Source organism: Paraburkholderia edwinii (genome assembly GCF_019428685.1).
Classification (GTDB): Bacteria; Pseudomonadota; Gammaproteobacteria; order Burkholderiales; family Burkholderiaceae; genus Paraburkholderia; species Paraburkholderia edwinii.
Genome location: NZ_CP080095.1, coordinates 1,247,972 through 1,260,924 on the forward strand (window position 1 = coordinate 1,247,972; position 12,953 = coordinate 1,260,924).

Annotated in this window: 7 protein-coding genes; 6 read left to right on the forward strand and 1 reads right to left on the reverse strand. The window is 65.2% G+C overall.

Features of this window, described 5'->3' with window-relative positions:
- The first annotated feature begins 365 nt into the window (after positions 1-365).
- Together KZJ38_RS05485 and KZJ38_RS05490 are read left to right on the forward strand one after the other, a co-directional pair.
- The gene (locus KZJ38_RS05485) at positions 366-1,769 is read left to right on the forward strand and encodes an MFS transporter (RefSeq protein WP_219799141.1); all 1,404 of its coding nucleotides are present in this window, start codon (positions 366-368) and stop codon (positions 1,767-1,769) included.
- Between the two features lie 265 nt (positions 1,770-2,034).
- Complete coding sequence (locus KZJ38_RS05490; RefSeq protein WP_219799142.1) at positions 2,035-4,020, forward strand: putative bifunctional diguanylate cyclase/phosphodiesterase; 1,986 nt, start codon at positions 2,035-2,037, stop codon at positions 4,018-4,020.
- Positions 4,021-4,120: 100 nt separating this feature from the next.
- On the opposite strand, the gene KZJ38_RS05495 is transcribed toward KZJ38_RS05490, so the two are convergent.
- Complete coding sequence (locus tag KZJ38_RS05495) at positions 4,121-4,507, reverse strand: DUF488 domain-containing protein (protein WP_219799143.1); 387 nt, start codon at positions 4,505-4,507, stop codon at positions 4,121-4,123.
- Between the two features lie 156 nt (positions 4,508-4,663).
- On the opposite strand from KZJ38_RS05495, the gene KZJ38_RS05500 reads away from it, so the two are divergent.
- The 4 genes from KZJ38_RS05500 (at position 4,664) to KZJ38_RS05515 (ending at position 12,906) form a co-directional block, all read left to right on the forward strand.
- Complete coding sequence (locus KZJ38_RS05500; protein ID WP_246641649.1) at positions 4,664-6,091, forward strand: autotransporter strand-loop-strand O-heptosyltransferase; 1,428 nt, start codon at positions 4,664-4,666, stop codon at positions 6,089-6,091.
- A 155-nt stretch (positions 6,092-6,246) separates the two neighbouring features.
- Positions 6,247-11,580, forward strand: a complete 5,334-nt coding sequence (locus KZJ38_RS05505; protein ID WP_219799144.1) for an AIDA repeat-containing protein — start codon at positions 6,247-6,249, stop codon at positions 11,578-11,580.
- A gap of 213 nt (positions 11,581-11,793) precedes the next feature.
- On the forward strand, positions 11,794-12,381 hold the full coding sequence (locus KZJ38_RS05510) for a chorismate mutase (RefSeq protein WP_219799145.1): 588 nt from the start codon (positions 11,794-11,796) through the stop codon (positions 12,379-12,381).
- Between the two features lie 147 nt (positions 12,382-12,528).
- Entirely contained in the window at positions 12,529-12,906 is a 378-nt protein-coding gene (locus tag KZJ38_RS05515) for a DUF6697 family protein (protein WP_219799146.1), read from the forward strand.
- Positions 12,907-12,953: the final 47 nt, after the last annotated feature.

The window sequence follows — 12,953 nt, forward strand, 5'->3', positions numbered from 1 at the left end:
CTGCAGACGCATTGTCTGCAGCCGCTTTCGTTTTTCCAACGCGCGCCTCGCCGCGCCCAGGGCCCCTCCAGACAAGCGATTGCCCCTATCGAGCCGCGCTCGTCGCGCGCATTCGGCCACTCGCCGCACGCGACCTCGACACCCGATGGCATACCTATTGCGTTAATCGCCGCCGAGGCCAATGGCGGCCTTGATGATTGCAGTTCGAGAGCGGTGCGCTCGCGTTGAGCGGACCACTAAGGGGCAACGGCGTCCCGAACCACACGTAGCGCGATCGGCGTGCCGATTTGCCTTGCGCGCGTGCGGTTCGGGACGCTTTTCTTTTGCGTGCACACAACGTCGTGCGCGCCCTCGCAGAGAGACCCATGAAAAATCTGTTCAGTTCGTTGACGAGCGGTAACTGGCGCGCGCTGCTCGCGTGCTTCTTCTACTTCGATACCGGTTTCACCGTGTGGGTGATGTTCGGGCCGCTCGCGCCGTTCATTCACAAAGACATTGCGATGTCGCCCGCCGAACTGGGCTTTCTGGTCGCGGTGCCGGTGCTCGGCGCGGCGATCCTGCGCGTGACGCTCGGCAACCTGTACCAGGCGTGCGACGGCCGGCGCATCGCGCTGATGGGCGTGCTGCTCTCGGCGATTCCGTCGATCGTGCTGCTGCTGATGCCGGGCACGCCGTCTTACACGTTGCTGCTCGTGCTCGGCGTGTTCCTCGGCGTCGGCGGCGCGAGCTTCGCGGTCGCGTTGCCGATGGCAGGCAGCAACTATCCGCCGAAGGTGCAGGGGCTCGTGCTCGGTCTCGCGGCAGCCGGCAATATCGGCGCGGTGCTCGACGGCTTCCTGTTCCCCGGTCTCGCCGCGCATTTCGGCTGGACGACGGCGGCGGGCGCCGCTTTGCCGCTGCTCGCGCTGGCGGCCACCGCGCTGTTTTTCTGGGCGCACGACCTTGCGCCGAAGTCGGGCAGCGCGCCGCGCGCGTTCCGCAGCTTCTTCATCACACTCGCGGGTCTCGTCGCGCTCGTGCTTGTCGTGCATGCGGGCGCGTTCGGACCCGGCAGGACGGGCGTGCTGCTGCTGCCGGTGCTCGGCGCGCTGCTCGCGATCTTTGTGTTGCCGCGTCATTACCGCAGCGTGCTCGTCGAAGGCGATACGTGGGTCGTGATGCTCGTCTACAGCATCACGTTCGGCGGCTTTGTCGGCATGTCCTCGTATGTCACGACGCTGCTGATCTCGCTCTACCAGATGCCGGCGCTCGAAGCAGGCCTCTTTATGTCGCTGCTCGCGTTTATCGGCGCGCTCGTGCGGCCGATCGGCGGCCTTGTCGCCGATCGTATCTCCGGCGTGCGCGCGCTCGTGATGCTGCTCGCGGGAATCTCGGTGTGCGACTTCGTGTTCGCCGCCTGGATGCCGCCGCTCGCCGCGGGCATCGTGCTGCTGGTCGCGATGTACCTGTGCTTCGGACTCGGCAACGGCGCGACGTTCCAGCTCGTGCCGCAGCGCTGGAAGGGCAAGACCGGCTTGATGTCGGGCATTGTCGGTGCGGCAGGCGGTATCGGCGGGTTCTATCTGCCGGTCATCATGGGCATTGCGAAGGAAAGCACCGGCAGCTATCAGATGGGTTTTGCAACGTTCGGCGGCCTGTCGGCGCTCGCCTTCGTGCTGGTCGTGCTGCATCGTTCCCGCTGGCTCGAGTGGACGCTGCCGGGCGAGGCGCGCATCGCGGCCGCGGAGCCTATCCGCGCGGCGAACGTCCGCGCGGATAGCAGTGTGTAAGACGGTCTGTCCTACTTAGGATCGGCGTTGCCCGACATTTCGTGGGCAGCCTGTGCAGCAAAAAATGAAATCGTCGACGCTTTATGCGCCGGCGATTTTTTTTGTCCGTGTTTTCCAGCACATGCGTGGTGTGCGGTAAATACGGCCGCCGGCATCTGATAAGGATTGGAAAGCTTTTACCGGGCAGTGGCGGGAATTTTGCTGGGAGTAACGAGGCCTAAAACATTCCGCGCCAATGCAACCGCGCCAATGCAACGGGGCACGCATGTCTTTCTTCAAGAGATGGTCCGGTTCGCGCATCGCACCGGCGGTTCGCCTCGAACTGCGTCGCTCGCAATATCGCGCGTTCCTGCAGCAGGTGCCTCTGCTTTACGCGGTTCTGATCGTCAACACGGTGACGGTCGCGATCACGCATTTCGGTGTCGCGCCCGTCTATCTGTCGGTGTATGCGCCGGCACTGCTGTGCCTGTTTTGCATCGGGCGCGTCGCGGTGTGGCTGCACTCGAGGCGCCGTATGCTCTCCGACGAAGCGCTCGCGCGGCGTTTGCGCACGATGGTGTGGATGATCGCCGGAATCGGTACCGCATTCGTCGCCTGGGCGCTGTCGCTGTACCCTTACGGCGACGCGTACGCGCGCAGCCACGTCGCGTTCTACATGGCGATGACAGTGATCGGCTGCATCTTCTGTCTCATGCATATGCGCTTTGCCGCGCTGCTGCTAACCACCATCGTGATCGTGCCGTTTGCGCTCTTTTTCGCGTCGACGCATAACCCGGTGCTCGTCGCGATCGCGGTCAACGTGCTGCTGGTCGCGGTCGTGATGGTGCTGATCCTGCTCATCTACTACCGCGATTTCCGGAATCTCGTCGAATCTCAGATCCAGCTGCGCGCGAAGCATGCGGAAACGCAGCGCCTTTCCGACGACAACTTCCGGCTTGCGAATCTCGATGCGTTGACGGGCCTGCCGAACCGCCGGCGTTTCTTCGCGGACCTCGACCAGCATCTCGTGCCGCTGCAGGGCCAGGCGCGCGCGCCGGGAAGTCTCGCCATCGGCGTGGTCGATCTCGACGGCTTCAAGCGGATCAACGATCTGTACGGGCATGCGTTTGGCGACCGCGTGCTGATCGAAACAGGCCGGCGTTTCGCCGCGCAGGTGACACCGCAACTGAGCGTCGCGCGCATCGGCGGCGACGAGTTCGGGCTGATCGTGGTCGGCGCAACGGCTTACCGGCAACTGCTCGATCTCGGCGACCGGCTGTGCGGCGCGATCGAACGCCCGTATGCGCTGCCGGAAGGCTCGGCGCGGCTCTCGACGTCGATCGGCTTCGCGAACTTCCCCGAGGCCGGCGAAACGACGACCCAGCTCGTCGAGCGCGCGTACTACGCGTTGCATTTCGCGCAGTCGCACCGGCGCGGCGGCACGGTGATTTTCTCGCCCGAGCATGAAACGCAGATCCGCCACCTGAGCCGGATCGAGGAATGCCTGCGACGCGCGGACTACGAACGCGAAATCTCGCTGCATTTCCAGCCCATTTACGATACGGCGCTGCGCGAGATCATGGCGTTCGAGGCGCTCGCGCGCTGGACCAGCCCCGAACTCGGCGTGGTCGCGCCGTCTGTGTTTGTCCCGGTCGCCGAGCGTTGCGACCTGATTCATGCGCTAACCGAAGTGCTGCTGCGCAAGGCGCTCGATGCCGCGCGCAACTGGCCCGAGGTCGTGCGCATTTCGTTCAACCTGTCGGCGCGCGACCTGACCTCGCCAGGCGCGCTCGACCGCGTGATCCGCACCACGCTCGCCAGCAGCGTCGCCCCGCACCGGATCGACTTCGAGATTACCGAAACCGCGTTGATCCAGGATTTCGGCCAGGCGCGCACCGCACTCGACGCGCTGAAGAAACTGGGCGCGCGCATTTCGCTCGACGACTTCGGCACCGGTTTTTCGAGCCTCAATAGCGTGCACCGCCTGCCGATCGACAAGGTAAAAGTGGACGGCAGTTTCATCGCCGGGATCGATCGCGAGCCGACCGCGCGCGCGATCGTAAAGAGCATCGTCGAGCTTTGCCAGAACCTCGGCATGACCTGCGTGATCGAAGGCGTCGAAACGCGGGCACAGGCCGACGCGCTGCGCGAGCTCGGTGCGACCGTCATGCAAGGGCACCTGTTCGGCAAGCCGGTTGCGGCGAATCAGGTGTTTGACACCTATGTCAGGGAACCGATGCGGCGGGTTTCGCGTACGAGTTCGTCGCGCTGAATTGATTGGGCTGCACTCAGCGCGCCAGAAATCTGCGGGCTGAAATCCAGCGCACTGGCTCATTTCACAGGCTCATTTCACGAGGTTCATTTCACGAGGTTCATTTCACCTCGGCCCCGCGGTCTTTCAGCAGCTGACGCAGGATGCTGCGATGGCAGCGGTTTTCGTCGTCGCAATAGCAGCCGACCGAAAAATTCGTGGTGGTCGAGAGCGCGGCGAGTGTGTCGAGCACTTTCGACGCGTCGCCGCTATTCATCTGTGCGCGGAATTTGCGCGCGAACGCGGCCCATTCGCGGTCGGTTTCAGCCGCGAGCGCCTCGCTCACGAGCTCCGGCGTCGGCGACAGGATCGGCAGCCAGACGTCGTAGTAGTTGCGCTTGCCGAACTCGCTTTTCGGCACGCCGCGCGGCGGACGCCGCACCGTGCCGATGCGCAGGCCTTCGTCGGCGGCACGCGGCGTACCCAGTTGCACGATGCTCACGCTCATCGGCTGCTCCTCGATCGCGGCCGAAATCTGCGCGTTTCACCTGTTGCGGGTGATATCGGCCAATGGTTAAATAACCGGTTTTTCGCATAACGGCGACCGGAAAAGCGCGAATCACAAGTACAAGGCCATTCGGTGTCGTCATCATTCGGATCGATTATGTCTCAAGCAGACGCGCAGTCGCGCACGGCGGTGGGGTCCGCCGATCGCGCAGCACCGGGCGAAGTGCCCGCCGGCGCAAGCGCCGGTTTGGCCGCCGCGCCGGATCAGCCGGCCGGCCCGGAAGCCGCGGCTGACGCCGCACAAGCCGCGCCAGCCTCGAACGCCGATAGTGCCGGCCACGCTGCACCGACCGATAGCGCGGCTAATGCAGCTAATGCGGCCAAGGGCGAAGGCGGACAGCCCATTCAAAGCCCGCCGTCCGTGCCGACACAGGAAGGTCCAGCCGGCATCCGCTTCGACTTCAACGATGGCTGCCGCGTGACGCTGCCGCCCGGCGACGCCGAATGGCGCGTGGTGCTGCGCGACACGGCCACGGCGAATCCGCTGTTTGAAACGCAGCTGGCGGCCGGCGTCGTCGCGAGCAGCAAGAAATACTTCGTGCCGTTCGAGATCGAGGTCTCGTCGCAAGGCAATGAGGTGTTCCGCCATCGTCTCAATCTGACCGGCCGCGAGGTGCTCGTGCATCTGCCGGTCGGCACGCTCGGCGACACGCTCGGCTGGTTTCCGTATGTCGCGAAATTCGAGGCGCAGCATCGCTGCCGGTTGACCTGCGTGATGGCCGACGCGCTGATCCCGCTGTTCCGCGATGCGTACCCGTCGATCACGTTCGCGGCGCCCGACGCGATCGACCCGAACGCCTTCTACGCCACCTACAACATCGGCCTGTTCTTCACCGACGATGCGAACGTGCGCCAGCCGTGCGACTTCCGACTCGTCGGCCTGCACCGCACAGCGGCCTATATTCTCGGCGTCGATCCGCAGGAAGCGCGTTCGCAAATCGTCCTGCCCGACGACAGCCGGCCGATTCCCGAGAAATACGTCTGTATCGCCGCGCAAAGCACGACGCAGTGCAAATACTGGAACAACCCGACCGGCTGGCGCGAAATTGTGCAGTTTCTGAAGCAGAACGGTTACCGCGTAATCTGCATCGACCAGAAAGCGACACATGGCAGCGGCGTCGTGTGGAATCACATACCGTACGGGTCCGAGGATTTCACCGGCGACCGGCCGCTCGCCGAACGCGCGCGCTGGCTCAAGCATGCGGAGTTTTTCGTCGGCCTGAGCAGCGGCCTGTCGTGGCTCGCATGGACGATGCGCACCCCGGTCGTGATGATCAGCGGCTTTACGCATCCGACCAACGAATTCGACACGCCGTATCGCGTGATCAACTACCACACGTGCAATAGCTGCTGGAACGACGTGCGCGTGCAGTTCGATCACCACGACTTCCTCTGGTGTCCGCGCCACGCGAACACGCCGCGGCAATTCGAATGCACGCGGCTCATCACGGCGGAGCAGGTGATGAACACGATCCGGCGGATTCCGGGGTTCAGTGAGCAGCCGGAGGCCGTGGCGGCGGATTGACTCGCCCAAACATCGAGAACGTCCATCGTCGCAGCAACAAAGCGCTAAAGACCAGGCGCCGGCTGCCGAAGTAGTAGAAGCAAAGCGATAAAAAGACGAAGCAGCAAAACAAGAAGCACAAGAAAAGCAGTAAGGAATTCGGGGAAGAACCAAGAATGAAGCCATTCACCTGGCGCCGCGTCTATGCCGTGCGCGCCTTTGGCCGACGCTATCGCCGGTGTTCGCGCCTCTTCGGCATGCTGCTCGCGGCGCTGACGGCGCAGCCGTGGCTTGCGCCCGGCGCGCTCGCCCAGACGACGGTCGGCGCGGGCGATAGCGAAATTGGCGTGACGATCGGCGCTGGCAATGTCGAGAACGTGCTCGGCACGACGATCGGCGATAGCGTGACCGCGGGCGGTGTGCAGAACGTGCAGTCGGGCGGGGTGGCCAGCAGCACGAGCGTCGGCGCTGCCGGCGTGCAAGCCGTTCTCGCGGGCGGCGTCGCGCAGGGCACGAGTGTCGGTGCCGGTGGCACCCTGATCGTGTCCGGCGGTACGGCGAACGGTGCGGTCGTGAGCGGCGGCATCGATCAGGTGTCGGCGGGCGGGATGGTCAGCGGCACGATCCTGCTCGGCATCGCGTCCGAGCAGGTTTTGTCGGGCGGCATCGCAACCGGCACGCTCGTGAGCGGCGGGTCGACCCAGACGATCTTCGGCGGCGGCGTCGCGAACGGCACGATAGTCGACAGCAGCGGCGCCGTGTCCGTATCGTCGGGCGGCGTCGCGAGCGGGACCACGGTCAGCGCGGACGCACGCATCAACGTGCTCGCGGGAGGCAGTGCGACGCGCACGACGGTCCTGTCGGGCGGCGTCGATGCGGTGGCGGGGAAGGACATCTCTGCCACGCTGTCGAGCGGCGCGACGCAGATTGTGTCCGCGGGCGGGACGGCGAGCGCGACGACGGTGCTCAGCGGCGCACAGAGCTCGGTCGGCAGCGGCGGGTCCGCGATCGGCGCGAACGTCAATGGCGGCACACTGAACGTGTCGACCAGCGCGACCGCTACGCGCACCACGATCAGCGCGGGCGGCATCGAAAATCTCGCGGGCACCGATACGTCGGCGACCGTCGGCGCGGGCGGCACGTTGAACGTATCGTCGGGCGGCGTCGCGAGCGCGACGAATATCAGCGGCGGGACTGAGAACGTTAGCGCCGGCGGCTCGGCAATCAGCGCGGTTGTGAATAACGGTGGCACGTTAAACGTATTGTCGGGTGGCAGCGTGACGCGCGCGACGGTCAGCGGTGGCGGCATCGAGAACGTGCAAGGCACCGATACGTCGACGATCGTCGTCGGCGGCGGCACGCAAAACGTGCTGGGTGGCGGCGTCACGATCGGTGCGATCGTCAGCGGCGGCGGACGGCAGGCCGTATCGTCGGGCGGTACGACAAGCGGCACGACAGTCAGCAGCGGTGGACAGCAGATCGTATCGTCAGGCGCGATCGCCAGCGGTACGACGGTGTTCTCCGGCGGTGCGATCACGGTATCCGCAGGCGGCATCGCGAACGCGATCGATCAGTCGGGTGGCGCTGCGTTCACGGCGGACACGTTGGCGACCGCAAACGGCGTCAATAGCAGTGGCGCGTTTTCGATTTCAAACGGTCTGGCGAACGGTGTGCTGCTTGAAAACGGCGGCTCGTTGACCGTGCTGTCCGGCAACTCCGCGACCAGTACCCACATCGTCAATCAAGGGTCTGCGGTGGTGCTGGCGGGCGGCTCGGCCAATTCGACGACGGTCGGCAACGGCGGCACGCTCGCGGTGTCGTCGGGTGGCACGGCGACCAACGTCACGCAGCAGGCCGGCGCCGCGCTGATCACCAATACGTCGGCCACCGTGAATGGCACGAACACCGTAAGCGGCGTGACGAATCAGTTCTCGATCTCGAACGGCGTCTCGCAGGGGGTATTTCTCGAAGCCGGCGGTTCGCTCGATGTGCTGAACGGAACGAGCGCGAGCGGCACGCAGATCGGCACACGCGGCAACGCGACCATTGAGAGCGGAGCGAGCGCGGACAACACGACGGTTAGCAATGGCGGGCAATTGCTTGTTTCGTCGGGCGCCACGGCGACGTCCACGACCGTGAACAACGGCGGCCAACTGGTCGTGTCGGGCGGCGGCACCGCGACGAATGTGACGCAAAACGCAGGGGCGGCGCTGATTACCGACACGTCGGCAACCGTCAGCGGTACGAACGCCAGTGGGTCGTTCAGCATCGTCAACGGCGACGCGGAAAAGGTGATCGTCGAGAACGGCGGCCAGTTGACGGTGCTAGCCGGCAACAGTGCCACGTCGACCACGGTCGGCAGCCGCGGGCAGGAGATCGTTTCGTCGGGCGGTATGACGGTAAGCACGACGGTCGCGAGCGGCGGACTGCAGACGGTGCTGACCGGCGGCAGCGCATCGTTGACCACCGTGTCGAGGGGCGGGACGCTCGCTGTGTCCGGCGGCGGTACGGCGACGGACGTCATGCAGTTCGCCGGCGCCGCGCTGATCACCAATACGTCGGCCACCGTATCCGGTACCAACTCGAACTCGTCGTTCGTAATCTCTAATGGTCAGGCGGTGAACGTCCTGGTCGAAAACGGTGGCCAGTTGACCGTGTTGTCAGGCGACACGGCGAGCAACACATCAGTCGGCAGCGGCGGTACCACGTTTATATCCGGCGGCGGGACGGCGCTGGACACGACCGTGAACGCAGGCGGCGTGCAGAACGTGCTGTCCGGCGGCACCGCAAGCGGTTCGGTGGTCGATGGCGGGTCCGAAGTCGTGTCGCGCGGCGGCACGACGGTCGGCACGACGGTAACGAACGGCGGCTCGCAGACGGTATTCGGCACCGCGAGCGGTACCACGGCGTCCGCGGGCGGCAGCGTGTCGGTCGGTTCGGGCGGCGTGACGAGCATCACGCAGATCGGCAGCGGCGGTGTCGAGATCGTCTCTTCGGGCGGCTCGTCGCAGAACGCACAGGTGAAGTCGGGCGGCCAGCAGAACGTAGCGGGCGGCAACGCGACCGGCGCGCATGTGAGCAGCGGTGGCGCACAGGCGGTGTCGTCGGGCGGTGCCGCGAACAGCACGCAGGTGGACAGCGGCGGCACGCAGGTCGTGTCGTCGGGCGGCAAGACGAGCGGCACGCTGCTGAGCGGCGGCACGCAACTCGTCTCGTCGGGCGGCGCCGCAAGCAGCACATCGGTCGGCAACGGCGGCTCGAGCGTCGTGATGTCGGGCGGCATGGCAAGCGGCACGCACGTCGCGAGCGGCGGCACATCGATCGTTGCCGGCGGTACCGCGAGCGGCACGGTACTCAGCAGCGGCGGCAGCGAAGTGGTGTCGTCGGGCGGGAAGACCGTGAACACCTCGGTCGGCAGCGGCGCGCAGCAGACGGTGGCGAGTGGCGGCACGGCGAGCGGCACGGCGGTCGGCTCGGGCGGCGCCACATCGGGCACCACAGTCGCATCCGGCGGTTCGCAGACGGTCAGCTCCGGTGGCATTGCGTCCGGCACGATGGTCGCGTCGGGCGGCACGCAAACGGTCAGCTCGGGCGGTGTCACGTCCGGCACGATGGTCTCGTCCGGCGGCACGCAAACGGTCGGCGCGGGCGGCGTCACATCCGGCACCATGGTTGCATCGGGCGGCACGCAGGACGTGCAGTCGGGCGGCACCGCCAATGGCTCGATCGTCGCAAGCGGCGGCACGCAGGTCGTGTCGAGCGGCGCGTCGGTGAGCGGCACGCAGGTGCTGTCCGGCGGCACGCAAAACCTGTTCGGATCGCTGACGAATCCGGTGGTGTCGTCGGGCGGCATTCTGACGATCGGGCAGGGCACGGCGGCAGGCGATCTGGTCGGCAATACCGTCAACGACGGTCTGCTCGTGTTCAACCGGCCTGATGCGATTACCTACGCCGGCAACATCACGGGCGCGGGGCGCATCGAGCAGCAAGGCACGGGCTCGGTCGTGCTGAACGGCGATAGCCATCTGTTTTCCGGCGTGACCGAGGTCATGTCGGGCGCGCTCGCGGTCGGCGATATCAACAATACGGGCGCGCAGCTCGGCGGCGATGTCATCGTCGACGCGCCGGGCACGCTGCGCGGTCACGGCTCGATTACCGGCAACGTGACGAATAACGGCGTCGTGATGCCGGGCGGTTCGATCGGTACGTTGACGGTTGGCGGCAACTACACGCAGGCAGGCAACGCGTCGCTTGCGATCGAGGTGAGCCCGACCTCGGGCTCGCAATTGCATGTGGGCGGTACGGCCGCGCTCAACGGCGGACTGCACGTGCTGTACGACCCGGGCACGTATCAGGCGAACCGCTATGCGATCGTGACGGCGGGCGCCGGCGTGACCGGAACCTTTTCCACCGTGTCGAGCACGGTCGCTTCGGGCGCGCAACTCGGCACGCTGCAGCAGTCGGTGCAATACAGCGCGAATGAAGTCGATCTCGTGCTGACCGGCGACGCGCAGCAGCAACCGGGCGGCGATGATCCGCCCGCTGACGGCGGCGCGCCCGGCAGCGGCACGACGGTCGTCGCGCCGCTCGATACGAGCATCTTCACCGCGCTCGGCACGAACCTCGCACTGTCGGCCCAAATGGCGAACGCCGCACTGCTCGAGCGCCTGCCGCTTGCCGGCGCAGCGGCGTCGCGCCAGTCGGTATGGATCAACGCGACCGGTTCGCAGACGAAGGTGCACGGCACGAACGGCCAACCCGGGTTCGAGGCGCGTAATTACGGCTTTATCGCGGGCCTCGATCATCAGGTCGGCGCGTATACGGTTGGCTTCTCCGGCAGCTACAACCACAGCGACATCAGCGAAGACAGCACTGGCGATTCCGGTACGACCGATACGTTGCGCGCGGCGTTCTACGGCGGCCGCACGATCGGGCCGGTCGAGGTGTCGGGCGTAGTCGGCGCGGGCATCGATTTCCTGTCGCAGAAGCGGCCGTTCGCTGGGATCGGCACCGCCGAAGGCGATCATATCGGCCAGGAAGCGACGGCTGCCGCGCAGGCCGCAATGCCGCTTGCGATCGGCGGCATGACGGTCACGCCGCGTATCGGCATGCGGTTTTCGTATCTGCATGCCAACGGCTTTAGCGAGAGCGGCGCGAACGGCCAGGATCTGAACGTCGGCACGGACAATGTGCGCAGTTTGCAGCCGTATGCGCAAATCACTTTTGACAAAAGCTTTGGTAACCAGTTAAAGCCCGTTAATCTGGAGTTGCGGGTTGGCTACGCGCGCGAACTGCTCAGTACCGGGCGCGTCGTCACGGTCGGCGCGCAGGACGGCACACTGTTCGCCGCGCCGGGCACGAGCTTGCCGCGCGATCAGTTCACCACGGGTGTCAGTGTCAGCATGCAGCCGACCAAAGCGCTCACGGTGTCGGTCGGTTACGACGCATTGATTGCAACCAGTCACGCATCGGCACAGGCGGCGACGCTGAAGCTTGACTACCGGTTCTAACGGGTGATCATACGCTGCGAGTCCTGAACGTATGGTGGACAAACTTGTCGAAGATGCGCCCCGCTGACGGCACCCGCGTGCGGACCTAATGAAAGTTCGACTGCTGTGGAATAAGGCCTTGGTGCTAGCCGTTATGGGGGCTCCGGGCGCAGCCCGCACGTCAGCGGGCTCGTTGTTCCAGCGCCCGCATCCACCCGCATAAGGACCCGACCGATGCTGAAGTTCAGTTTTCAAAAAACGCGTTTACTGGTTACTCCGCTCGCCGCTGTTCTGCTGTTCGCCGCGCCGCCGTCCGAAAGCGCGCCGGCGGACAACCAGGCATTTCTTCCGCTGCTCGATATGACCGTTGCGCGCTTGCATATCGCGCGGCAGGTCGCGCTGTCGAAGTGGGACTCGCGCAAGCCGGTTGAAGACCTGCCGCGCGAGGCGGACGTGATCAAGGCGGCCGCCGAAGAAGCGCGCGCGCTCGGCGTGCCGACGCAGCTCGCCACGCATTTCTTCGCCGATCAGATTGAAGCCAATAAACTGGTGCAATACGGGTTACTCGCGCAATGGCACCGCGAAGGCCACGCGCCCGACGAAAAGCGCGTGGACCTGAAGAAGGACATTCGTCCGGAACTGGACCGTCTGCAGCAAGGCTTTATCAAGCAGCTCGCCGATACGAAGACCTTGCGCGCGCAGGCCGATTGCAGCGCGCAACTGGCGCGCGCGACGCAAGACTATGTGACGAGCCATGCACTGGATCCGTTATATGCGGTGGCGATGGATCGGGCGCTTGCGCGCGTGTGCGAGCAGGAATGACGCCGGAATAGGCGGCAACGCAACGAAAAGATATTCGTCCTTTATTGCGCCCTGCACCGAATTTATAAGTGCTTTAGACGCAATTCGTTATTGTCTTGGCCTCTCCGCTGAAGCGGCTTCGCTTCGAGCGGATTTCTGGAGGCCTTCATGGACGAATTCGAAATCGGCAAAGATTATTCACGCGAATATATTCACACAGTGTGCGGCGGCAGCAAGCAGGCCTTCCTGCCGACCCGGCGCGGCAAGGTGGTGGCCGCGTGTCTGCGAATGGATTTAAACCCGCAGGCGCCTGACGTGGTTCTTTGCAACAGCGGGGCGGCCGCGCGTGCCGCCGGCCGCACCCTCGCCAGGCAGACAAACCCGATTCCGGTATTTATCCGCTCGGAAACCGACCGGTTCCGCTATGTCGGCCAGTACGCGCCCGACCAGTCGCTGACGGCGCCGCTCGAATGCGCGCCTTACGCGCGTAACAGCAGCTTCACGGTAGGTCAGATTTCGCGGGTCATCAAGTTGAAGCGGTGTTAAGAGGGTGTTAAGAGGGTGTTAAAAGTCGCTAGACAGGCAGGCATTGA

Excerpts from the sequence above, each read along its gene's own strand:
- KZJ38_RS05485 (WP_219799141.1), top strand. The coding sequence starts at position 366 with ATGAAAAATCTGTTCAGTTCGTTGACGAGCGGTAACTGGCGCGCGCTG.
- KZJ38_RS05490 (WP_219799142.1), top strand. The coding sequence starts at position 2,035 with ATGTCTTTCTTCAAGAGATGGTCCGGTTCGCGCATCGCACCGGCGGTT.
- KZJ38_RS05495 (WP_219799143.1), bottom strand. The coding sequence starts at position 4,507 with ATGAGCGTGAGCATCGTGCAACTGGGTACGCCGCGTGCCGCCGACGAA.
- KZJ38_RS05500 (WP_246641649.1), top strand. The coding sequence starts at position 4,664 with ATGTCTCAAGCAGACGCGCAGTCGCGCACGGCGGTGGGGTCCGCCGAT.
- KZJ38_RS05505 (WP_219799144.1), top strand. The coding sequence starts at position 6,247 with ATGAAGCCATTCACCTGGCGCCGCGTCTATGCCGTGCGCGCCTTTGGC.
- KZJ38_RS05510 (WP_219799145.1), top strand. The coding sequence starts at position 11,794 with ATGCTGAAGTTCAGTTTTCAAAAAACGCGTTTACTGGTTACTCCGCTC.
- KZJ38_RS05515 (WP_219799146.1), top strand. The coding sequence starts at position 12,529 with ATGGACGAATTCGAAATCGGCAAAGATTATTCACGCGAATATATTCAC.